General features: G+C 73.0%; 18 protein-coding genes. 1 reads left to right on the forward strand and 17 read right to left on the reverse strand.

Going from position 1 to position 20,255, the window contains the following annotated elements:
- The 17 genes from ABZY13_RS21540 to ABZY13_RS21620 all read right to left on the reverse strand — a co-directional run bounded on the left by ABZY13_RS21540 (position 1) and on the right by ABZY13_RS21620 (position 18,933).
- On the reverse strand, positions 1-1,143 hold the full coding sequence (locus ABZY13_RS21540; RefSeq protein WP_356633074.1) for a pectinesterase family protein: 1,143 nt from the start codon (positions 1,141-1,143) through the stop codon (positions 1-3).
- Positions 1,144-1,232: 89 nt separating this feature from the next.
- Positions 1,233-2,552 carry a polysaccharide lyase family 1 protein gene (locus ABZY13_RS21545; protein ID WP_356633076.1) on the reverse strand — a complete coding sequence of 440 codons (1,320 nt, stop codon included), beginning with the start codon at positions 2,550-2,552 and terminating at the stop codon, positions 1,233-1,235.
- Positions 2,553-2,588: 36 nt separating this feature from the next.
- Positions 2,589-3,386 carry a rhamnogalacturonan acetylesterase gene (locus ABZY13_RS21550; protein ID WP_356633078.1) on the reverse strand — a complete coding sequence of 266 codons (798 nt, stop codon included), beginning with the start codon at positions 3,384-3,386 and terminating at the stop codon, positions 2,589-2,591.
- 240 nt (positions 3,387-3,626) lie between these two features.
- A complete protein-coding gene (locus ABZY13_RS21555; protein WP_356633080.1) occupies positions 3,627-4,988 on the reverse strand; it encodes a sugar ABC transporter substrate-binding protein in 1,362 nt (453 codons plus the stop codon).
- Positions 4,989-5,043: 55 nt separating this feature from the next.
- Entirely contained in the window at positions 5,044-5,736 is a 693-nt protein-coding gene (locus tag ABZY13_RS21560; protein WP_356633082.1) for a hypothetical protein, read from the reverse strand.
- Positions 5,737-5,776: 40 nt separating this feature from the next.
- Positions 5,777-7,300, reverse strand: a complete 1,524-nt coding sequence (locus ABZY13_RS21565; protein WP_356633084.1) for a family 43 glycosylhydrolase — start codon at positions 7,298-7,300, stop codon at positions 5,777-5,779.
- Positions 7,297-8,142 carry a PmoA family protein gene (locus ABZY13_RS21570; RefSeq protein WP_356633086.1) on the reverse strand — a complete coding sequence of 282 codons (846 nt, stop codon included), beginning with the start codon at positions 8,140-8,142 and terminating at the stop codon, positions 7,297-7,299. Before ABZY13_RS21570 ends, ABZY13_RS21565 begins: the two co-directional genes overlap by 4 nt.
- Positions 8,139-9,296: a Gfo/Idh/MocA family oxidoreductase gene (locus ABZY13_RS21575; protein ID WP_356633088.1), complete on the reverse strand. Its 1,158-nt coding sequence runs from the start codon at positions 9,294-9,296 to the stop codon at positions 8,139-8,141. The genes ABZY13_RS21570 and ABZY13_RS21575 overlap by 4 nt, the downstream gene beginning before the upstream one ends.
- Positions 9,293-10,588, reverse strand: coding sequence for a pectate lyase (locus tag ABZY13_RS21580; protein WP_356633090.1), 1,296 nt, complete (start codon positions 10,586-10,588; stop codon positions 9,293-9,295). The genes ABZY13_RS21575 and ABZY13_RS21580 overlap by 4 nt, the downstream gene beginning before the upstream one ends.
- Complete coding sequence (locus tag ABZY13_RS21585) at positions 10,585-11,484, reverse strand: carbohydrate ABC transporter permease (RefSeq protein ID WP_356633092.1); 900 nt, start codon at positions 11,482-11,484, stop codon at positions 10,585-10,587. Before ABZY13_RS21585 ends, ABZY13_RS21580 begins: the two co-directional genes overlap by 4 nt.
- Positions 11,481-12,416, reverse strand: coding sequence for a sugar ABC transporter permease (locus ABZY13_RS21590; RefSeq protein WP_356633094.1), 936 nt, complete (start codon positions 12,414-12,416; stop codon positions 11,481-11,483). Before ABZY13_RS21590 ends, ABZY13_RS21585 begins: the two co-directional genes overlap by 4 nt.
- Before the next feature lie 131 nt (positions 12,417-12,547).
- Positions 12,548-14,281: an L-arabinonate dehydratase gene (araD, locus tag ABZY13_RS21595; RefSeq protein WP_356633096.1), complete on the reverse strand. Its 1,734-nt coding sequence runs from the start codon at positions 14,279-14,281 to the stop codon at positions 12,548-12,550.
- Complete coding sequence (locus ABZY13_RS21600) at positions 14,278-15,186, reverse strand: dihydrodipicolinate synthase family protein (RefSeq protein WP_356633098.1); 909 nt, start codon at positions 15,184-15,186, stop codon at positions 14,278-14,280. The genes araD and ABZY13_RS21600 overlap by 4 nt, the downstream gene beginning before the upstream one ends.
- Positions 15,183-15,851 (reverse strand): GntR family transcriptional regulator, encoded by a 669-nt coding sequence (locus tag ABZY13_RS21605; protein ID WP_356633100.1) that lies wholly within the window; start codon positions 15,849-15,851, stop codon positions 15,183-15,185. The genes ABZY13_RS21600 and ABZY13_RS21605 overlap by 4 nt, the downstream gene beginning before the upstream one ends.
- 212 nt (positions 15,852-16,063) lie before the next feature.
- Positions 16,064-16,663, reverse strand: a complete 600-nt coding sequence (locus ABZY13_RS21610) for a TIGR03086 family metal-binding protein (protein WP_356633102.1) — start codon at positions 16,661-16,663, stop codon at positions 16,064-16,066.
- A 165-nt stretch (positions 16,664-16,828) separates the two neighbouring features.
- The gene (locus tag ABZY13_RS21615) at positions 16,829-17,992 is read right to left on the reverse strand and encodes a hypothetical protein (protein WP_356633104.1); all 1,164 of its coding nucleotides are present in this window, start codon (positions 17,990-17,992) and stop codon (positions 16,829-16,831) included.
- Positions 17,989-18,933 (reverse strand): 5-dehydro-4-deoxyglucarate dehydratase, encoded by a 945-nt coding sequence (locus ABZY13_RS21620; protein WP_356633106.1) that lies wholly within the window; start codon positions 18,931-18,933, stop codon positions 17,989-17,991. Before ABZY13_RS21620 ends, ABZY13_RS21615 begins: the two co-directional genes overlap by 4 nt.
- Positions 18,934-19,161: 228 nt before the next feature.
- On the opposite strand from ABZY13_RS21620, the gene ABZY13_RS21625 reads away from it, so the two are divergent.
- Complete coding sequence (locus tag ABZY13_RS21625) at positions 19,162-19,971, forward strand: NAD(P)-dependent oxidoreductase (RefSeq protein ID WP_356633108.1); 810 nt, start codon at positions 19,162-19,164, stop codon at positions 19,969-19,971.
- The last annotated feature ends 284 nt before the right edge of the window (positions 19,972-20,255 follow it).

The following is a 20,255-nucleotide window of genomic DNA, read 5'->3' on the forward strand; positions in this document are numbered from 1 at the left end:
TCAGCAGTCCTCGCGCCACGGCGTCCAGTCGCCGAGCTGGGCCTCGCGGGTGTGCGACGCGGCCTCCTCGTCGGTGAGCTGGGGGCGGTTCTCCGGGACGGTAATCGCGGCGCCGGGACCGGAGTTGCGGTACTCGGCGAAGCGCTGGTTCTGCCAGGGATGGCCGCTGGACATGTTGGTGTAGGGGGCGACCGCGTCGACGCCGGCGCCGAGGTGGGAGTCGCGGACGACCAGCATGGGGCGGGCGGTGGTGTCGGAGCTGGGCACCCAGGGGCGGGCCAGCTTGTAGTAGCCGTCCGGGGCCTCGCTGCTGATACGGCTCCTGGTCACCAGGTAGCCGCGCGGGTTCGCTCCCGCCGTGGAGGGCGCGAACACGAAGCCGTACGGGGCGGCGGCGAGGTCGGTGCGGATCAGGGTGCGGAAGTGGCAGCGGTCGAACACCGCGGTCGCCCGGCCGAAGACGAAGTCGACGTCTCCCTCGACGTAGCAGTGGGAGAAGTACTGGCGGGCGAAGACGCCGAGCGCCATGGAGTCGGCGTACAGGGTGTCCTGGTGGCCGAGGAAGCGGCAGTGGTGGAAGGCGGAGCGGTCGCCCTGCACCTTGACGGCGACGGCCTGGGTGCCCGAGACGCCGGGGTGGTCGGCGCGCAGCCAGTCGTTGGCGAAGGTGATCCAGCGGGCGGTGAAGCCGTCGGCCTGCACGGTGGTGGTGGCCGAGCCGGTGGTGCCGTAGGTGCCGCCGCCCGGCTTGGGGGTGCCGGCCGCGTTGTCGTACACGACCACGACGTCGCGGGGGTTCTCCGAGGCGCCGATCCAGGCCATGTCCTTGCGGGTGGCGTCGACGGCGACCGTCTCGCGGTAGGTGCCGGGGGCGATGACCAGGGTGCGGCCCGTACCGGTGGCGGCGGCCACGGCGGCGGCGACGGAGGTGAAGTCGCCGCGGCCCCGCACGTCGACGTAGAGGGTGCCGGGGTCGCGGCGGGCGGCCGGCGATCCGAAACGGCCGAAGGGACGGGAGGGACGCCGGGACCGGTCGTCTGCGTGCGCGGCCGGGGCGGTCACGGCCAGCGCGGCGGCGGCGCCGGCGCTCGCGAGGAGGAAGCCCCGCCGGGGCAGGGGCAGGTCGGGGTCGGGAGAGGGCATGCGGGTGCTCCTAGGGAGGGGAGGGGCCGGGGCGGCGCGCCCGTGGTGGGGGCGCGGTGCGGTCCGCCCCGGCCCGGCGTGCGGCGGGATCAGCGCAGCCGGCCGGCGCCCGCGCCGAGGCCGACGATCACGGGAACGGCCTTGGCCGGGTGGACCGTGGTGCGCAGGGTGGGCGTCCAGCCCGCGCCCGACTGCAGGGTCTCGGCGGGGATCTCGGCGTTGTGCACGGCGATCAGGTCGACCGGCTTGCCGTTGACGACGTTGTGCGCGGCGGTGACCGGCGCCTCGCTCCACTTCTTCAGCACCTTGGCCGGGCTGATCCCGTCCGGCAGCGTGAAGGCGTTGTGCTCGGCGACGAGCTGGGACTCCTTGCCGATGCCCAGGCTGTAGGAGTAGTTCTCGTCGGCCACGTAGTGGTTGTTGTACGCGTCGACCTGGCCGAAGCGGACGCGCGGCGCGCGCTCCACGAGCTTGGAGAACCGGTTGTGGTGGAGCGTGACCTTCAGGTGGCCGCGGTCGCCGACGGCGGTCGACTCGCTGTCGCTGTTGCCGATCAGGATCGTCTTGTCGTGCTCGGTGAAGACGTTCCAGGAGGCGGTGACGTAGTCGGCGCCGCGGACGATGTCGAGCAGTCCGTCGTGCTGCTGGTAGAGCATCCCGAAGTAGGTCGGCGCCTCGCTGTCGGGGTGCTCGCCGTCGGTGAAGGTGTTGTGGTCCAGCCAGACGTGGGTGGCCCCGTAGACGACGACGCCGTCGTACTCGGAGTTCCAGTTGCCCTTGCTGCCGTCGGTGGGGTCCCACTGCGGGAAGCAGTCGATCGGGGCCTCGACCGTGAGGTTGCGGATGATCACGTTGTCGACGCGGTTGATCTGGAGGCTCGCGCCCTTGATGGCCGCGTTCCGGCCGACGCCGATGATCGTGGTGTTGGACGGCACCGACACCTTGATGGCCTTGGACTGGTTGGCGGCGGAGGCCGCGCGCAGGCCCTCGGGGCTGTCGGCGGGCTCGCCGCTCAGGTCGGTGTCCAGGCCCCACTTCTCGGGAGCGTACTTCTCGAGGTAGGCGTCGAAGTCGTAGCCGGGCGCCTCGAAGGCCTGGCATCCGTCGGCCACGGCGTCCACCACGCCCTTGACCTTGATGATCTTCGGCGCGTCGCCGCCGGCGGCCAGGGCGGCCTTGAACCCGGCCCAGTCGGTCACCGTGTACACGTGCTCGGCGTCGGCGGCGGCCCCGCCGGTGGTGCCGGTGCCGTACGACCCCCAGCCGTCGCCGGCCGGGAGGGTCTGCCGGGCGGCGTCACGCGGGCCGTGGTGGGCCTGGGCGGGGGCGCCGGTCGCGGTCAGGACGAGCGCGGTGCAGCCGACGACGGCCATGCCGGTGACATGCCCATGCCATTTGGTTGCTCTCATGGTGCGGCTCTCTTTCAAGAAGAAGGGGTACGAGGGTTACGCGGTGCCCTGCGGCCAGGTGATCCAGGACTCGGGGATCTCCTCGTCCAGCCGGCGCACGTCCCCCGGCGCCAGCACCCGGCGCCGCAGGAGTTCGCCCGCGACGAGCCGGGCCACCTCGATCGCGCCCGGCGGGTTGAAGTGGGTGTTGTCCTGCTCGGTCACGGTCCAGTTGAAGTGCGTCTTGGTCCCCTCGACGCCCAGCCCCTGCCACAGCTCCAGCGACAGCGCCTGGATGTCGAGCAGCGCCACGCCCTCCTCCTCGGCGAGCGCCCGCATCGCGGCCGGGTAGTCGCCGTGGCTGGTCACCGCGTTGCCGGCCGCGTCGAACCGCCGCCGCTCCACCGGCGTCGCCAGCACCGGCCGGGCGCCGCGGGCGCGGGCCCCGTCCACGTACAGCCGCAGGTGGTCCTGGTACGTCGTCCAGGGCTCGGTGCCCCTGGCCGGGTCGCTGGTCTTCTGGTCGTTGTGACCGAACTGGATCAGCAGGAAGTCGCCGGGCCGGAGCTGCCCGAGCACGACGTCGAGCCGTCCCTCGTCGACGAAGCTCTTGGAACTGCGCCCGTTGACCGCGTGGTTGGCGACCGGCCGGTCCTTGTGGAGGAAGAAGGGCAGCGCCATCCCCCACCCGGTCTCCGGGGCCGCGTCGGCGTACTTCTGCGCGGCGGTGGAGTCGCCGGCGATGTAGAGGGTGCGGGTGCGCCGGCCGTGCGCCGACGCGGTGCCGGCGGCGACGCCGGCGAGGGGAAGGGCGGCCACGGCGGCGGCCGCGACCTGTCTGCGCGTGAGTGACACGACGGTGTGCCTTTCAACGGGGTGGTTCGCGGTGTGGCCCGGCCGCGTGGTGCGACGGGGGGATTCGCGGTGCGGCATGCGCCGCGTGGTCACCGGGGGTGGTTCGCTGTGCGGCATCGCCGCGTGGTGCACCGGGGGTGCTTCGCGGTGCGGCATGCGCCCCGCGTGGTCGCGCCCGGCCGGGGGCGGCCCGGAGCCCGAGAGCCACGGGCCGCCCCACGAGGAAACCGGTGCCGAGGACTAGCCCTGCTGCTCGTTCCACTCGGCCTGGGCCTCGTTCAGCTGCTCGGCCAGCGTGTCGAGGAACTCCTTGGCCGTCATGTCACCCAGCAGCACCTTCTGGAAGTTGGGCTCGTTCTCCGCCTTGGAGATGGTGTTCCAGTCGGGCAGGTAGTACGGCAGCTGCACGATCGTCGTCGACCCGTCCGACAGCGCCTCGGCGGCGAGCTTCGTCGGCTCCGCCTTCGAGATCCACTCGTCCTTGGCCGCGTCGAGGTTCGCCGGCACCTGCCCGGCGGACTCGTTGAACTTCGAGTTGGACTCGTGCGAGGCCGCGAACTCGATGAACTTCCAGGCCGCTTCCTTGTTCTTGGAGCTCTTGAACAGACCCAGCCCGTCCACCGGGTTGGACACCTGGACCCGCTTGCCGCCGGGGCCGGTCGGCTGCGGGATGCCGCGGAACTTCTCGACGCCGAACGCCTTCACGTGGTCCTGGTAGGAGCCCAGGTTGTGGTTCAGCATGCCGATGGTGCCGGAGTCCCACTGGGCGACCATCTTGGTGAAGTCGTTGTTCAGGTCGGCGGCCGGGGTGGCCTTCTTGTAGAGGCCGGCGTACTTCTCCAGCGCCTCGACGTTCTTCGGGTCGTTGAGGGTGGTCTTCTCGCCGCTCCCGTCCCAGAAGGACGTGATCCCGGACTGGCCGTACATCGCGTCGAAGGCCTGGGCGATGGAGCCCGCGCCGCCGCGGATGGTGTAGCCGAACTCGTTCTTGCCCGCGTCGGTCAGCTCCTCGGCCGCCTTGTAGAAGGCGTCCCAGGTCGACGGCTCCTCGAGGCCGGCCTTCTCGAACAGGTCGGTGCGGTAGTAGAGGACGCCGTTGTTGGCCGAGGTCGGGACGGAGTACAGCACCTCGTCGCCACCGCCGGCCGCCTTCATCGAGGCGACCATGTCCTCGTTCAGCTTGCCGGTCAGGGAGGACTTGGACAGCCGGTCGTCCAGCGGCTCCAGGGCGTTCTGCGCGGCGAACCCGGCGAGCATGGCCGCGCCGACGCCGCCGACGTCGGGCAGGCCACCGCCCTGGATGGCGGTGTCGACCTTCGACTGGTACTCGGTGGAGGCGATCCCGACGTACTCGACGTCGATCTCCGGGTTCTTCTTCTCGAAGTCGGCGATGATCTCCTTCCAGATGTCGGTGCGGACACCGCCGTTGTTGTCCCAGAAGACGATCTTGCCCTTGCCGCTGCCCTCGGAACCCTTGTCCCCGCCGGCGCCGCTGCCGTCGTCACCGCAGGCGGTGGCGGTCAGCGCGAGGACGGCGCCCAGGGCGACGACGGCCGGCAGTCGACGCCCGCCGGTGCTGCTTCTGCGATTGCTGATCTTCATTGGTCGGCTCTCTTCTTCTGGATTCAGCGGAGTGGTGAACGGGTGTGGGGGTTGCTCAGGGGCGAGTGTGGGGAGCCCGGTCGGCGTCGCCCGGTCCGCGGTGGCGGAGCGCGGCGAAGGAGAGGGTCGTCGTCCCGGCGGGCGTGTCGCGCACGGTCCCCGGTCCGGTGGCGAGGGGTTCGGCGCCGCCCTCGGCGGCCCGGCCGCCGGTCGTCGCGGACGACGGCGGCTGCTCGCCGTCCGGCTCGCGCACGGCCTCTTCGGCGGCGTGCGCTGCGGGCGTGCCGTAGACGATGACGGTGGCGGACCCGTCCTGTCCAGTCCCTTGCGGCACGATCTTCGGCGCGGGCGCCGGGGCGGTCGCGCCGATGCCCGCCCGGAGCCCGGACGGGCGCCTGACCAGCGCCGGAACGGCGGCGGCCGGGCCCTGCCGGTGGGCATGGAGGTCCCGTGGAGCGTCCCGTGGAGCGAAGGCCGCGCCCCACGCGTCGTCGCGCCCGGGGGCGTGCTGCGGGATCGATCCGCGCCGCACCGCCTCGCCGCCCGCGCCGTCGCCCGTGCCCTCGCCCGCGCCGTCGGCCGCACCACCGGCCGGCGAGGCGGAGCCGTGCGGCCGGTCCGCCCGGTACGGCGCGGCCCCCGCCTCCCCGATCGCGCCGAGGCCCAGCGCGGCCACGAGGCCGAGCACGGCGGCGGCGACCTTGCCGTGTCCCGGACGCGACAAGCGCTTGCCATGGAGTTGCGTCATTGCGGCTCCCAACGGGCGGAACGGTGGGGTGGGTTGGCGGTTACAGGGCGGTGATCCGGAAGCGGGTGAACAGGCCGGCGCCGGCGTGGCCCGGTCCGTCGCCGGGGGCGACGGCGAACAGGCCGAGCAGTGCGCCGACCCAGCGCCAGGGGGTGGCGGCGAAGACCTGGCCCGAGGGGTGCGGGCCGTCCCCGGTGTCGGCGGAGAAGCGGCAGCGGGCGCCGGGGCCGATCTCGACGCGCAGCCGGGCCGTGCCGTCGGGCGCGGAGCGCGGCTCGGCCGCGTCCCGTTCCCGGTCGGCGACCGCCTCGGCGAACCGGTCGACGAGATGGACCGTGCCGTCGCTCCCGCGCTCCAGCCCGATCCAGCGGTACGCGTCCCCGAGGACGGCGAGTCCCGCGCGCGCCCCCGGTTCCTCGCTGTCCAGGCGCAGCTCCACCTCGACTGCGACGGGCATGCCGGGCAGCCGCTGGGTGAGCACGTTCGGCAGCCGGCGCAGGTCGTGCGCGTCGGCCGAGCGGACGCAGGTCAGCCGGAGCCCGTCGGCGGAGTGCTGGGTGGCCCAGCCGTCGCTCGGGTTGGCCGTCCACTGCCACTGGCGGCCGTACCGTCCGCCGGGGAAGTCGTCGTCGGTGGCGGGCGCGGCCGGCGGCTGCGGCGGCAGGGCGGGCCTGCGGTGCTCGGTGACGGGGGCGCCGTCGTCGCCCATCACCGGCCAGCCCCCGGCGTCCCAGCGCATCGGCTGGAGGTGGACCACCCTGCCGTAGGCGCCGCGCTGCTGGAAGTGCACGAACCAGTCCTCGCCGGCCGCCGTGCGCACCCAGCCGCCCTGGTGCGGCCCGTTGACGTCGGTGTCCTTCTGCTCCAGGACGACCCGCTCCTCGTAGGGGCCGAAGAAGTCCCGCGAGCGGAAGGCGCCCTGCCAGCCGGTCTCCACTCCCCCGGCGGGGGCGAGGATCCAGTACCAGCCGTCGTGCCGGTAGAGCTTGGGGCCCTCCAGGGTGAACCAGCCGGGGACGAGGTCGCCGTCCACGATCACCTTGCCCTCGTCGAGCACTCCGGTGCCGTCGGGGCGCATCCGGTGGCCGGTGAGGCGGTTCTTGATCCCGGAGCGGGACCTGGCCCAGGCGTGGACCAGGTACGCCTCGCCGGTCTCCTCGTCCCACAGCGGGCAGGCGTCGATCAGCCCCTTGCCCTCCTTGACCAGGTGCGGGCGGGTCCACGGGCCGCGGATCTCCGGCGCGTTGACCTGGAAGATCCCCCGGTCGGGGTCGCCCCAGAAGATCCAGAACCGGTCGTCGTGACGGCGCAGGGACGGGGCCCACACGCCGCAGTCGTGGCGGGGCGCGGTGAAGGCGTCCGCCGGTTCCAGGCGGTCCAGGGCGTGTCCCACCAGCGTCCAGTTGACGAGGTCGCGGGAGTGCAGCAGCGGCAGTCCGGGGACGCGGCCGAAGCTGGAGGCGGTGAGATAGAAGTCGTCGCCGACGCACAGGACGTCGGGGTCGGACCAGTCGGCGTCGAGGACCGGGTTGCGGTAGGTCGTCGCGGTGGGCGGGACGGTCACCGGGTCACCGCCTTGTGGACCAGGGCGGCCGCCTCGTCGCGGCCGAGGCGGCCGTCGGCGACGACGGTCACGATCCGGCGGACGACCGTCTCCCCGGCCGGCACGGGCAGGCGGGCGTCGTGGGCCAGGGACGAGCCGACGCCGGGGTACTCGGCGGTGCGCACGAACCAGGGGTCGCGGCGGGTGGCCTCGGTGGCGCCGGCGAAGACGAGGGTCCAGGTCGATCCGGTGAGGGCGACCCAGCCGGCGCGGCTGCCGTGGGCGTGTGCCTCTCCCTCGCCGTCGGGGGTGAGGACGCCGGGGGCCTCGGCCTCCTTGAGGGCGCGCCAGAAGAAGCCGCCGTAGGCCGCGCCGGGGCGTCCGTTGGTGGCGGGGCTGCCGATGGACAGGGGGCCGCCGGTGGTGTTGGTGAGGGCGAAGGTGAAGTCCAGCGCCCAGGCGGCGTCGGTGAGCCCGGTCGCGGCGACGGTGCGGCGCTCGCGCAGCAGCTCGGTGCCGTCGGCGACCCAGCGCAGCTCCTCGACGAAACCGTCCGGGTCGCTCAGGGCGAAGGAGACGTGCTGCTGGACGCCGTGGTTGTCCAGTTCCGTCGGGCCCCGGTCCCGGACGTAGGTGCGTCCGCCCCAGAAGTTGTGCCCCTCGACGTCGGGAACGGCGACACCGACGCCGAGGTGGTGGAGGTGGTCGGCGGGGGCGAGTTCGGTGACCGCCGTGCCAGACAGAGTGGTGACGGGGTGCAGACAGGGGCGCGGGGAGAGCCGGGCCGGGAGGTCGGGCCGGGTGACGTACCGGCCGACGGGGCGGCCGGACACGCTCAGGACGTGCGCGTCGTCGCTGGTCATCGGGGGCTCACCTGCTTCGCGAGAACGTCGTGGACCGCCCAGGGGGCGCCCAGTTCGGAGTAGAGGGACAGGGTGTCGGCGGCGGCGGCGACGAGCGCGTCGACGCCGGGGACCACGCGCCGGTCCTCGTCGGGGACGCGGCGCCAGGCGGTGGGCGGCAGCGGCGCCGGGTCGGGCGCGAGGCGGATGGCCTCGACGACCTTCATGAAGGCGCCGGTCGTGTCCGGCGGGACCAGCAGGGCGGCGCCGTCGGTGAGATGGGCGGCGAGGTTCTCGAGCAGGTCGGTGCGGCCGTACTCGGACTCCTCCGGGCCGTGTCCGGCGCGCTGGAGCAGCACCCGGTCCTGCTTGTACCAGAAGGTGATCCGGCCGCGGTCGCCGTGCACCAGGACGTAGGGCTCGTCGGCGCGCTCGGCGCACAGCGTGGCGGCGACGGTGATCCGCCGCCCCGACGCGGTGGTGATGCGCACGCAGGAGGTGTCGTCGGACTCGATGTCGTTGGCGCGCAGCAGTTCGGTCTCGATGCCGGCGACGTCCTCGGCGCGTTCGCTGCCGCCGAGGGCGAGGGCGGTGGCGACGGCGTGCGCGAGGGGGTTGGTGAGGGCGCCGTCGATGACGTCGACGCCGTTCATCCGCCGCTTGCCCGACCAGGGCGCGCGGCGGAAGTATGCCTCGTCGCGCACCCAGGCGCCGGCCCCGCCGATGCCGGTGACCTCGCCGACGGCGCCCTCGGCGACCATCTCGCGGATCGCGGCGACGGCGTGCGAGCCGAGCGACTGGAAGCCGATCTGGCAGGCGACGCCGGCCGCGGCGACCCCGTCGGCCATCCGCCGGTACTCGGCGAAGGACGGCGCGGGGGGCTTCTCCAGCAGCATGTGCACGCCGCGGCGGGCGGCGGTCAGCGCCAGGTCGGTGTGGGTGGGGATCGGGGTGCAGATCACCGCGGCGCGGGCGCCGGTGGAGTCGAGCAGGGCGCCGAAGTCGGCGGACTGCTCGGGGAGTTCGCCGCCGAACTCCTCCTCGGTCAGCGGGGTCAGCTCGCAGACGCCGACCAGGCGGACCAGGCCGCGACGCTCGAGGCGGCGGATGTTCTCGACGTGCCAGCGGCCGTGGCCGCGGGCGCCGGCGAGGACGACGGACAGCGGTTCGCTCATCGGATCCTCCCCGCTCCCGCGCCCCGGGCCACCGCCCGGTCGGCCGCCGCGGCGCTGTCGACCGGCCCGTGCAGGACCGGCGTCCAGCCGACGTCGCCGGTCAGGTCGCGCTCGCTGCCGGAGTTGTAGGCGTTGTTGAGGGCGAGCAGGTCGACCGGGAAGCCGTTGAAGAGGGTGCCGCTCTGGTGCAGGGCGGTGCCGTTCCAGCTCTTGACCAGGTCGGCGGCCTCGATGTGGCCGGGCGCGGTGAAGGCGTTGTTCTCGGCGTACACGGCGGACTCGGTGCCGACGCCGATCGAGTAGCGGTAGTCGTGGGCGTCGCCGGGGACGACGTAGCGGTTGTTGTAGAGGTGGACCCGGCCGAAGCGGACGCGCGGGGCGCGCTGGACGACGGTGTCGAACTCGTTGTGGTGCAGGGTGACCCGGAGCCTGCCGCGGTCCGCGGTGGCCGCGTCGCCGTTGCCGATGAGGATCGCCTTGTCGTGGTCGGCGAACCGGCTCCAGGAGACGGTGACCAGGTCGGAGGCGTTGGTGATGTCCAGCAGCCCGTCGTGGCGCAGGTAGGTGCGGCCGAAGTGGGTGGGCTCCCGCTCGTCCGGGTGGCCCTTGTCGCTGATCGTGACGTGGTCGATCCAGACGTGGCTCGCACCGCGCAGCCAGATGTTGTCGTAGGCCGCCTTCCAGTCGCCGAGGCCGCCGGTGTTGGGCTGCCAGACGGGGAAGCAGTCGTAGGCGTCGCGCAGTTCGAGGTTGCGGACGATGACGTTGTCCGCGTCGGCGATGCGCAGGCTCGCGCCCTTCAACACGGCGTCGTCGCCGAGGCCGACGAAGGTGGTGTGGGAGCCGACGGCCAGCTCGATCCGCTCGGCCTGACGGGCGGCGGACGCCTTGCGGGCGTCCTCCAGCGGGCCGGACGGCCTGGCCGCGCCCCAGGTGCGGGGGTCGTAGGCGGCCAGGTACGCGCGCTTCGTGTAGCCGTCGGCGGCGTAGTCGGCGCAGTCCAGGCGGTCTCCGTCGTCGTCGGTGTTGGCGTCGATGGTCCCGGCGATCCTGATGATCTTCGGGGTGGCGCTGCCCCCGTCGAGGGCGCGCACCAGCCCGGCGCGGTCGGTCACCGTGAACACATGGGCGTCGTCCGCCGCCGCGCCGCCGGTGGTGCCGCCGGCCGCCGCCGCCCAGCCGTCGCCGGCGGCGAGGGTCTCGCGGCCGAGGTCCCGGCCGTCGTCGGCGTGCGCGGGGGCGCCGAGCAGCCCCAGCAGGGCGAGCGGAAGGATCGCGCGGGCCTTTCTCATCCCTTCACCGCCCCCGCGCTGAAGCCGGTGATGAGCCACTTCTGGATGAAGGCGAAGACCAGCACGACCGGGACGGCGGCGATGATGCCGCCCGCGGCCAGCGCGCCCAGGTCGACGCTGTCGGAGCTCATCAGGGTGTTCAGGCCGACCGGGATGGTCTGCTTCTGCTGGTTGTTGAGGAACATCAGCGCGAACAGGAAGTGGTTCCAGGAGTGCACGAAGGCGAAGGAACCCACCGCGATCAGGCCGGGCCGCAGCAGCGGGAGCACGATGATGCGGAACGCGGTGAAGCGGTTGCAGCCGTCGACCCAGGCCGCCTCCTCCAGGGAGTACGGCACGTTCTTGATGAAGTTGCTGATCAGGATCATCGACAGCGGCAGCTGGAAGACCGTCTCCGCGATGATGACGCTGAGCAGCGAGTTGATCAGCTGGAGTTCGGCGAAGATCTCGAAGAGCGGGACCAGCAGCAGCGCGCCGGGCACGAACTGGGAGCAGAGCAGGGCCAGCATGAAGGCCCGCTTGACCTTGAAGTTGAACCGGGCGAGGGCGTAGCCGCCGGCCAGGGCGACGACGGTGGTGACCACGAGGGTGGCCAGACCGACGTAGACGCTGTTCTCGAAGTAGGTGCCGAAGCTCCGCTCCGTCCAGACCTTCTCGAAGTGGTCGAGGGTCATCGGCCAGGGCACCAGGGAGGTGGAGCCGGCCGGGCGCAGTGCGAACAGCAGGATCCAGTAGAAGGGGATGAGCGTGAAGATCAGGTAGATCGACAGCGGCAGGTAGATCTGCCAGCGCGGGACCTCGTCCCAGGAGCGGTTCCTGCCGGTCCCCCGCTCCGGCGTGCGGGCCGGGCGGGCGGGAGCCGGGGCGACCTCGGCGGTGGCCTCCTTGGTGATCACTTTTCCTCGCCTCCGAACTTGCTCAGCCGCAGATAGACGATCGAGCAGAAGAGCAGAATCACGAACGCGACCGTGGTCAGGGCCGACGCGTAGCCGAAGTCGTGGGACTCGACGCTGGTGTTGGCGATGTAGAGCGGCAGTGTGGTGGTCTCGCCGGCCGGTCCGCCGCCGGTCAGGGTGTAGAGCAGGTCGACGTTGTTGAACTCCCACACCGCGCGCAGCAGGGTGGACAGCACGATGGCGTCCTTCAGGTGGGGCAGGGTGATGTGCCAGAACTGCTTGAACCGGCTGGCCCCGTCGACCTCGGCGGCCTCGTACAGGTCCTTCGAGACGGACTGCAGGTCGGCGAGGATGAGGATGGCGAAGAAGGGCACGCCGCGCCACAGGTCGGCGACGATCGCCGCCGGGAACACGGTGGAGGTGTCCGACAGCCAGCTGGTGCCGTACGACCCGATGCCGATGTCGGCGAGGTAACGGCTGATGCCGGTCTGGGAGTTGTAGAGCAGTACCCAGATCGCGGAGGTCAGCACGCCGGAGACGGCCCAGGGCGAGAAGACCAGCGCCCGGCCGATCGCGCGGCCCACGAAGGTCTGGTTGACGATCAGGGCGAGCGCGAGTCCGAACAGCAGCTGGAGGCCGACCTCGACCACCACCCACTTGGCGCTGAAGACGAGGGTGTCCCAGAAGATGGGGTCCTCGGTGAAGGCGTGGACGAAGTTGTCGAAGCCCGCGAATCCGTTCCGCCACGGCTTGGTGGGGTTGTATTCCTGGAGGCTGTAGTAGAAGACGCTGATCACCGGGTAGGCGATGAACCCGAGCATCAGCAGGGCCGCCGGTGCGATCAGCAGGTACGGCAGCCTGCGCGGCGTGGCGGAGGCACGGCGCCGCCGGGGTGGCGCGGGCGGTTTCGCCACGGCTGCGGCTTGGGCCATGACTGTTCTCCGTTCTCGTACGTTCTCTTGCGCGTGCGTTCTCGCACGGTGGGGGCGTTCTCCTGCGGGGTGAAGCGCTTTCTCGTGCTGCGTGCGTGGGTCCGGCCGCTTTAGGACGGCCGGGGGCGGGCTCAGCCCGCGTAGGGGTCCTGCACCTTGCCGGGACGGGCCAGGAACTCGAAGTCGCAGCCGGTGTCCGCCTGGGTGATCTGTTCGTTGTAGAGCGCGCCGTAGCCGCGCTCGTAGCGGGTGGGCGGCGGGGACCACTCGGCCCTGCGCCGCGCCAGTTCGTCGTCGTCGACGTCGAGGTGGAGGACCCGGGCCTCGACGTCGAGGGTGATGCGGTCGCCGGTGCGCACCAGCGCGAGCGGTCCGCCGACGTACGACTCGGGGGCGACGTGCAGCACGCACGCGCCGTAGCTGGTGCCGCTCATCCGGGCGTCGGAGATCCGCACCATGTCCCGTACGCCCTGCTTGAGCAGGTGGTCGGGGATGGGCAGCATCCCGTACTCGGGCATTCCGGGGCCGCCCTTGGGGCCGGCGTTGCGCAGCACGAGCACGCTGTCGGCGGTGATGCCGAGCGCGGGGTCGTTGATGGTGCGCTGCATGGTCCGGTAGTCGTCGAAGACGACCGCGGCGCCGGTGTGCTTGAGCAGGTGCGGCTCGGCGGCTATGTGCTTGATGACCGCGCCGTCCGGGCAGAGGTTGCCGCGCAGGACGGCGACGCCGCCTTCGGGGGCGACCGGGTTGTCCCGGGGACGGATGACGTCGTCGTTGTGGACCTGGGCGCCGGCGAGCTGCTCGCGCAGGGTGTCGTGCGCGACGGTGGGCCGGTCCAGGTGGAGCAGGTCCGTGATCCGGGACAGGAACCCGGGCAGCCCGCCCGCGAAGTGGAAGTCCTCCATCAGGTACGTCTGTCCGCCCGGCCGGACGTTGGCCAGCACCGGGACGGTGCGGGCGATCCGGTCGAAGTCGTCCAGCGTGAGCCTGACGCCCGCGCGGCCCGCCATGGCGATCAGGTGGATCACGGCGTTGGTGGAGCCGCCGAGCCCGAGCACCGTCGTCACCGCGTCCTCGAACGCCTCGCGGGTGAGGATGTCGCTCAGCCTGCGGTCCTTGTGGACCAGTTCGACGATGCGCAGGCCGGCCGCGGCGGCCATCCGGTCGTGGCCGGAGTCGACGGCCGGGATGCTGGACGCGCCGGGGACGGTGACGCCGAGCGCCTCGGCGGCGGCGGTGAGCGTGGAGGCGGTGCCCATCGTCATGCAGTGGCCCGGCGAGCGCGCCAGCCCGCTCTCCAGCTCCAGCATCTCGCAGTCGCCGATGAGGCCGGCCCGCTTGTCGTCCCAGTACTTCCACATGTCGGTGCCGGAGCCGAGGGTCTCGCCGCGCCAGTGGCCGGGCAGCATGGGACCGGCGGGCACGAAGACGGTGGGCAGGTCGGCGCTGGCCGCGCCCATCAGCAGGGCCGGCGTCGACTTGTCGCAGCCGCCCATCAGCACGGCCCCGTCGACCGGGTACGACCGCAGCAGCTCCTCCGTCTCCAGGGCGAGGAGGTTGCGGTAGAGCATCGGGGTCGGCTTCTGGAAGGTCTCGCTCAGCGTGGCGACCGGGAACTCCAGCGGGAAGCCGCCCGCCTGCCACACCCCCCGCTTGACGGCCTGCGCGCGGTCGCGCAGGTGGACGTGGCAGGGGTTGATGTCCGACCAGGTGTTGAGGATGGCGACGACCGGCTTGCCCAGGTGCTCCTCGGGCAGGTAGCCGAGCTGGCGGGTGCGGGCCCGGTGGCTGAAGGACCGCAGCCCGTCGGTGCCGTACCACTGGTGGCTGCGCAGCTCCTCGGGCGCCTTCCTCGGCGTGCTCATATCGACCACCCCGCGACGATGGCGGCGACCTCCGCACGCTCCCCCTCCGGCAGCTGCCTGCTCGGCGGGCGCACCTCCCGGCGGCACAGGCCGAGCACGGCGAGTGCCTCCTTGACGACGGTGACGTTGTTGGCGGAACCGTTGGCGGCGCGCAGTTCCTCGAAGCGGCGGATCTGCTCCCACACCTTCATCGCGGCCGGGTAGTCGCCCGAGCGCAGCGCCTCGATCATGTTGACCGAGACGGCCGGGGCGACGTTGACCAGCCCGGAGGTGAAGCCGGTGGCGCCGGCGGAGAAGTAGGAGGGGGCGTACGGCTCGGCGAGCCCGGCCACCCACACGAACCGGTCCAGGCCCGCGTCCCGGGCGAACGCGGCGAAGCGGGCGGCGTCCGGGACCGCGTACTTGACGCCGATCACGTTCGGGCAGGCGTCGGCGAGTTCGGCGAGCCGGGCGCCGGTGAGCTGCGCGCTGCGGATGTACGGCACGACGCCCAGCTCGGGCACGGCCTGAGCCACGGCGCGGTGGTAGTCGACCCAGCCGCTCTGCGAGACGTAGGGGTGGACCGGCTGGTGCACCATCACCATCTGCGCGCCCAGGTCCCGGGCGTGCCGGGCGGAGGCGACGGCGGTCGGCACGTCGTGGCCGACGCCGACCAGGATCACGCCCCGGTCGCCGGCCTCGTCCACGGTGATCTCGGTGACCCGGCGGCGCTCCTCGGGGCTGAGGGCGTAGAACTCGCCGGTGTTGCCGTTGGGCGTGAGGGTCCTGATCCCGCCGTCGAGCAGACGACGCAGCAGAGCCCGGTGGACGCCCTCGTCGACGGACCCGTCCTCGGCGAACGGGGTCACCGGGATCGCGACCACGTCGGCGAGTGCCGCCCGCTGGGTCTCGAACGTCGTTGTCATTCCTGACCGTCCTCTCCCTGGGCCATGACTCCCGCATCCGGGAAGGCCCGCTCGACGAACGACGCGATGTGCGCGTGGAGGGCGCGTGCGGCGCCGTCCGCGTCCCCGGCGAGGGCGAGCCGCAGTATCTCGCGGTGCTCGCTGGCCTCCCGGTCCCAGGACGGGCTCGCGGCCCAGGCGACCGCGGAGACCAGGGCGGCCTGGTCGCGGACCTCGTCCAGCATCCGGCCGAGCAGCGGGTTGCCGCAGGGCACGTACAGGGCGCGGTGGAACTCGCGGTTGGCCAGGGAGCGTTCGGCGGTGTCCGTGGCCTCGTCGGCCAGGCTCAGCGCGTTGCGCGCCGCCTCCAGGGACGCGCCGCGCCGCACGCTGCGCCGCAGGGCCTCCGGCTCCAGCAGCAGCCGCACGTCGTACACCTCGCGCGCCATGTCTGCGTCGACCATGCGCACCGTGACGCCCTTGTACTGGCTCATGACCACCAGTCCGGTGCCGGCCAGGGTCTTCAGTGCCTCGCGCACCGGGGTCTTGGACACCCCGAACTGAGCGGCGAGCTCGGTCTCCACCAGGGCCTGCCCGGGCGTCAACTGCCCGGTCAGGATGCGGCGTTTGATCTCCTCCAGCACGTACTGCGTGCGTGAGGGGATCGGCGTGGGCACAGAGGTCATGCGCGCCTCTCGGATCTCGCGTCGGATCGCGTATCGCGTCTCATATATGACGTACGAAGTACGACGCGTTGAAGGTAGGAGGGGGTCTGTGTTTCGTCAATGCTTCGGACAAAGGAAGTGGGGATGACACGCGATCGAGACCTGGGGCGACGCCCCCTGGACACGGAAAAGGCCCGGCCGAGGCCGGGCCGGGACAGGGGCGTGAGCAGGTGTTATGCCCCCTGCGGGGTCGGGGTCCACCCCGGGTCGCGTCCGCTCAGCCCGATCGCGCGGTCCAGGTCGGACGCTCCGGGCGGCACGGGGACGACGGGGCCGAAGATCGCGTCGCGGCCGGGGTCGCCGGCGGACTCGGCGAGGAAGGCGAGCGCCGACGACAGGGCGGCCGGGTCGGGGTCGTAGGCCTGGCCGGTGGCGACGGCCAGGTCCCAGCCGTGCACGACCAGTTCGTCGATCGCGACGGCCCCGGCGACCGCGCCGGGCAGATCCACCCCGCCGGCGCGCGTCATGCCCGTCCGGGCGGCCGGATCGCGCCACGCCTGCGCCAGCTCGTCGAGGGCCTTGGGCAGCTCCTCCCGCCAGCCGGGCCCGACGTCCGGCAGAGCGGCGTCCGGGGGCGTGTCGGTGGTGGGCCCCAGCTCCTTGCGCCCGGCGTCCCGGAACGCGACGGCGAGGCCGGCCAGGTGCCCCAGCAGGTGGCGCACCGCGTAGTCCGGGCAGGGCGTCGGGTGCGCGAGCTGCTCGTCGGTCACCCGCTCGGCGAGCCGGGCCAGCACGCGGGTCTGCGGACCCAGGTCCGGGATGGTGTCGGTCATCGGTGTCTCCTCACGGGTACGTGCACTTGTGAGGCAGACCGCCGAAAGCCCGGAAAGTCATCGCGAGACGGCCGCGTCGTCGGCACGAGGGGCCGGCCCGGCCGACCGCCCGGCCCGGCGCCGTGGTTCACAGCCCGCCCGAACCCCCGGGCGGGCCTGCGTGGTTCACAGTCCGGCCAGCGCCCGGCGCACCGCCTTCAGGTCCGCGTCCGACGCCAGCCCGGCGTGGTACAGCCGCAGCTCCGTCGCGCCCAGGTCACGGGCGCGGGAGGCGTCCTCGGCCAGGGTGGCGGGGCTGCCGCCCATGCCGGAGACGACCGTGAAGTTGGCGGCGAGCACGGCGCCCGCGCGGCGCTGCTCGGCGAACGGCGTCAACAGGCCCGCGCCGCCCGTGCAGGGCACGACCACGCCGTCCGCGACGGACAGGATGTGCGCGGGGTCGACGCCCGCGTTGGCCCCGCAGTGGTACGACACCGGGTCCGCGTGCAGGAGGACCTGGAAGCCCTCGGGCGCGGCGGCGCGCACCGCGGCCACCGCCGCCTCCTGGAGGGAGCGCGCGGCGGCGTCCCGGAAGGCGCGGGTGGCGGCGGCCGTGGCCGTGCCGAGCAGCTTCTCGACGCCGGCCCACCCCCCGTCGGACGGCGCCCCCTGCCACACCGGCTCCAGCGCGGTGCGCACGGCGACGGCCAGGTCGCCGGCGTCGAGGCCGTGCGCCTCGTACCCGGCCCGGCAGTCCGGGCAGAAGCACAGCGACATCAGGTACTGCCCGGCGTCGCCGAGCCCGACCCCGCCGATCTTGTCGTGGGCGTGCAGATGGGCGAGCCCGTACCAGCCGAGGGACTCCAGTTCGGTGCCGCGCGCCCCGGGCCGTACGGCCGCCTCTGCGGCGAGGTCGACCAGGTAGGCGCGGGTGGCGGGCTGCGCGATGCAGGGCGCCCACGGGTAGCGGTCGCCGTAGGCGTTGACGACCGAGGTTCCCGGATGTTCCGCGCCGAGGCGGGAGTTGTGCGCGAGGACGACCCAGGTGTGCACCTCCAGACCGGCGTCCGCGAGCGCGGCGGCGGCCTCCCCGTACGCGTCGCCGGGCGCCCAGTCTCCGGCCTCGTACGGCCGCAGCGGGCGCCCCTCCCAGCCGGGCCCCGGCGGGTAGAGGACGGCGGCGTGCTCGGCGGTGACGATGCGGTACCGCGGGTGCCGGGGCGTCAGCGCCCGCGTGGAGTGGTAGGCGGCGGCCAGGGTCGCCCGCCCCACGCCGGTGCGGGCGATGGTCCTCGCCGCTCCCGGGTCCCCGTTGACGTCCCAGGGGTAGACGAAAGCGGACGTCTTCACTGCGTGCCCTCCTCCAGCAGCGCGTATCCGCGCTCGATCAGCTCGGCGAGTCGCTTCACATGGTCCTCGCCCGGCTCGTGCAGCGGCGGCCGCACCTCCCCGACGTCCAGCCCGCGCAGCCGCACCCCGGCCTTGACCAGCGCGACAGCGTACCCGCGGCCCTGGGCGCGCAGCTCGACGAACGGCCGGAAGAAGCCGTCCAGCAGCCGCCGCACGGTGTCCTCGTCGCCGTCGCCGAGCGCGCGGTGGAAGGCGAGGGCGATCTCGGGGGCGAAGCAGAACACGGCGGAGGAGTACAGCGGGACGCCGATCGCCCGGTAGGCGAGCTGGGTCTGCTCGGCGGTGGGCAGCCCGTTGAAGTAGAGGAAGTCGCCGGGGACCTCGGTGCGCACGGCGCTCACGATGCGCTGCATCAGGTCGAGGTCGCCGAGGCCGTCCTTGAGACCGACGACGCCCTCGGTGCGGGCGAGTTCGACGACCGTTCCCGGCGTGAACACGGCGTTGTCCCGCTGGTAGACGATCACCGGCAGGTCGGTGGCCGCGGCCAGCTCCCGGTAGTGCCGCAGCAGCCCCTCCTGCCCGGCGACGACGAGGTACGGCGGCATGGCGAGCAGCCCGTCCGCGCCCGCCTCCCGCGCCAGGCGCGCGTACCGCACGGCGAGCGCGGTCCCGTAGCCGGCGCCCGCGACGACCGGCACCCGCCCCCGTGTCTCCTCCACCGCCGCCCGCACGCACTCCTGGAACTCCTCGGGCGTGAGCGCGTGGAACTCCCCGGTGCCGCAGCAGGCGAAGACGGCGGCGGCGCCCGCCTCGACCCCCCGGCGCACATGGGCGCGGTAGGCGTCGAGGTTCGGCGAGCCGTCGGGGGCGTAGGCGGTGACGGGGAAGAACAGGGGCCCGCTGGGGACGCTGAGTCGGGCGGCGAGCGGAGATGGCGTCACGGGCTCTCCCTGGAGTCGCTGAAATCCACGATTATGATCGGTGTCCATATCTCTGAACGCGCCTACGCTAAGGTGCCCCTTCGGGGCCGGTCAAGCGCAGTCACGTGCACGCACCACAGGAATCCGGCATCCGGCCGACACTTGACGTGGAGCGGCACCGCTCCCTAGCGTGTCCACACTTGTGAATTGCGTCCAAGTTGGCGACTGCCGAACCAAGGAGACCCGAGGATGCCCGCTCCCCGCACCGTTCTGCTCACCGGCGCCGCCGGCGGGCTCGGCACCCTGATGCGGGACCTGCTCCCCCCGTACGGCTACGAGCTGCGGCTGCTCGATGTGCGGCCGATCGACGGCGAGCCGGACGCGATCGTCGCCGACCTCGCCGACAAGGCGGCGCTGCGGGAGGCCGTACGGGGCGTCGACGCGATCATCCACCTCGCGGGCATCTCCCTGGAAGCCTCTTTCGAGAAGATCCTCGCCGCGAACATCGCGGGCACGTACAACCTGTACGAGGCCGCCCGCGAGGAGGGCGTCGGCCGCATCGTCTTCGCCTCCTCCAACCACGCCGTCGGCTACACGCCCCGGCCGCAGGGCGACGACCCGCTGGTCCCGGTCGACACCCCGCGCCGCCCGGACACCTTCTACGGCCTGTCCAAGTGCTTCGGCGAGGACCTCGCCCAGATGTACTGGGACAAGCACGGCCTGGAGACCGTTTCCGTGCGCATCGGCTCCTGCTTCCCGGAGCCCACCGGCGTGCGGATGCTGTCGCTGTGGATGAGCCCGGCCGACGGCGCCCGCCTCTTCCACGCCGCGCTGACCGCCCAGGACGTCGGACACACCGTGGTCTACGGCTCGTCCGCCAACACCCGCCTGTGGTGGGACCTGTCGTCCGCGCGGGCGCTCGGCTACGAGCCGCAGGACGACTCCGAGGTCTTCGCGGACAAGCTCGTCGCCGAGCAGGGCGAGCTGGACCCGGCGGAGGAGGCGCACGCCTACCTCGGCGGCCACTTCGTCACGGACCCGCCGATGTGGCCGTACTGACGTGCCGTGCCCGTCCCGGCCGGCGTAGCGGCGCCGGCGCGCCGGCGCGCTGGGGCCGTACGACCGGCGTAAGGGCGCACCGCAGCCGTACCGGGCCGGCGTACCGACCCCCGGAACAACACCCCGCCCCACGGCGGAAAACGATCGTCCGCGGCGGGGGGGGGGGGGGGGGCGGCGGCGCCCCCCCCCCCCCCCCCCCCCCCCCCCCCCCCCCCCCCCCCCCCCCCCCCCCCCCCCCCCCCCCCCCCCCCGCCGCCCCCCCCCCCCCCCCCCCCCCCCCCGCG

Origin of the sequence: Streptomyces sp. NPDC006610 (assembly GCF_040611575.1) — a bacterium.
Lineage (GTDB): Bacteria > Actinomycetota > Actinomycetes > Streptomycetales > Streptomycetaceae > Streptomyces.

What these genes read in the sequence shown, in the direction of transcription:
- ABZY13_RS21555 (WP_356633080.1), bottom strand. Translation starts at nt 4,988, where the DNA reads ATGAAGATCAGCAATCGCAGAAGCAGCACCGGCGGGCGTCGACTGCCG.
- ABZY13_RS21610 (WP_356633102.1), bottom strand. Translation starts at nt 16,663, where the DNA reads ATGACCGACACCATCCCGGACCTGGGTCCGCAGACCCGCGTGCTGGCC.
- ABZY13_RS21580 (WP_356633090.1), bottom strand. Translation starts at nt 10,588, where the DNA reads ATGAGAAAGGCCCGCGCGATCCTTCCGCTCGCCCTGCTGGGGCTGCTC.
- ABZY13_RS21600 (WP_356633098.1), bottom strand. Translation starts at nt 15,186, where the DNA reads ATGACAACGACGTTCGAGACCCAGCGGGCGGCACTCGCCGACGTGGTC.
- ABZY13_RS21605 (WP_356633100.1), bottom strand. Translation starts at nt 15,851, where the DNA reads ATGACCTCTGTGCCCACGCCGATCCCCTCACGCACGCAGTACGTGCTG.
- ABZY13_RS21625 (WP_356633108.1), top strand. Translation starts at nt 19,162, where the DNA reads ATGCCCGCTCCCCGCACCGTTCTGCTCACCGGCGCCGCCGGCGGGCTC.
- ABZY13_RS21540 (WP_356633074.1), bottom strand. Translation starts at nt 1,143, where the DNA reads ATGCCCTCTCCCGACCCCGACCTGCCCCTGCCCCGGCGGGGCTTCCTC.
- ABZY13_RS21590 (WP_356633094.1), bottom strand. Translation starts at nt 12,416, where the DNA reads ATGGCCCAAGCCGCAGCCGTGGCGAAACCGCCCGCGCCACCCCGGCGG.
- ABZY13_RS21545 (WP_356633076.1), bottom strand. Translation starts at nt 2,552, where the DNA reads ATGAGAGCAACCAAATGGCATGGGCATGTCACCGGCATGGCCGTCGTC.
- ABZY13_RS21575 (WP_356633088.1), bottom strand. Translation starts at nt 9,296, where the DNA reads ATGAGCGAACCGCTGTCCGTCGTCCTCGCCGGCGCCCGCGGCCACGGC.
- ABZY13_RS21570 (WP_356633086.1), bottom strand. Translation starts at nt 8,142, where the DNA reads ATGACCAGCGACGACGCGCACGTCCTGAGCGTGTCCGGCCGCCCCGTC.
- ABZY13_RS21560 (WP_356633082.1), bottom strand. Translation starts at nt 5,736, where the DNA reads ATGACGCAACTCCATGGCAAGCGCTTGTCGCGTCCGGGACACGGCAAG.
- araD (WP_356633096.1), bottom strand. Translation starts at nt 14,281, where the DNA reads ATGAGCACGCCGAGGAAGGCGCCCGAGGAGCTGCGCAGCCACCAGTGG.